This window comes from Bacillus sp. GW821-FHT11D08, from assembly GCF_058808515.1.
Window position 1 is genome coordinate 1 of the sequence record NZ_JBXARS010000022.1, and the last position, 890, is coordinate 890.

Genomic DNA, 890 nt, shown 5'->3' on the forward strand with positions numbered 1-890 from the left:
TGGTCGGGAAGACAGGATTCGAACCTGCGACCCCATGGTCCCAAACCATGTGCTCTACCAAGCTGAGCTACTTCCCGATTTTTAAATATATTATGGCGCGCCCGAGAGGAGTCGAACCCCTAACCTTTTGATCCGTAGTCAAACGCTCTATCCAATTGAGCTACGGGCGCAATCAATTTCACAATATCCCGTTGGGATAAAATGGAGCGGAAGACGGGATTCGAACCCGCGACCCCCACCTTGGCAAGGTGATGTTCTACCACTGAACTACTTCCGCAAGTAAAAATGTAATGTACAGCCAGAATACAGCATCAGATAACCCAAAAACTGTATTGTTATTTATTCAGTAAAACTCCAAACGGTATAACCCGCAGAATAATCTAAAGGATACTGTTCATTATGACAAAAGTAATTATATCAAGGTTTTGATAAAAGTCAATACCGATTAACAATTAATTATGTTAATCTCTTTTGCACCCTTGAAGAAAGGCTTCATCAGAAGACGCGCTAAATACCTATACCTTAACTGGTACAATCAGTAACAGATTTTTACTGAACTGAACAAAAAAATAACAGTTCCATAACATGCGGAAACTGCTTCAGATCAACGTATTTAGATAAGCTTCCAAGCGGGCTCGAACCGCTGACCTCTTCCTTACCATGGAAGTGCTCTACCTGCTGAGCTATGGAAGCAATGGCTCCGCAGGTAGGACTCGAACCTACGACCGATCGGTTAACAGCCGATAGCTCTACCACTGAGCTACTGCGGAATATTATAAGCTTCATAAACAAAAACATGGTAGATAAAATAAAAAAGCTTGGCGGCGTCCTACTCTCACAGGGGGAAACCCCCGACTACCATCGGCGCTGAAGAGCTTAACTTCCGTGTT

The 890-nt window shown here is 43.5% G+C and carries 5 tRNA genes and 1 rRNA gene; all 6 read right to left on the minus strand.

The features are described from left to right. Nucleotides 1-77 (minus strand) — tRNA-Pro (locus AC1RRX_RS19215). A gap of 16 nt (nucleotides 78-93) precedes the next feature. Then, a tRNA-Arg gene (locus AC1RRX_RS19220) sits at nucleotides 94-170 on the minus strand. Between the two features lie 32 nt (nucleotides 171-202). Continuing rightward, nucleotides 203-277: transfer RNA gene (locus AC1RRX_RS19225), tRNA-Gly, on the minus strand. A 343-nt stretch (nucleotides 278-620) separates the two neighbouring features. Then, nucleotides 621-693, minus strand: a tRNA-Thr gene (locus AC1RRX_RS19230). A 2-nt stretch (nucleotides 694-695) separates the two neighbouring features. Then, nucleotides 696-770: transfer RNA gene (locus AC1RRX_RS19235), tRNA-Asn, on the minus strand. Nucleotides 771-816: 46 nt separating this feature from the next. Further along, nucleotides 817-890 (minus strand): 5S ribosomal RNA (rrf, locus tag AC1RRX_RS19240); the annotation flags it as partial.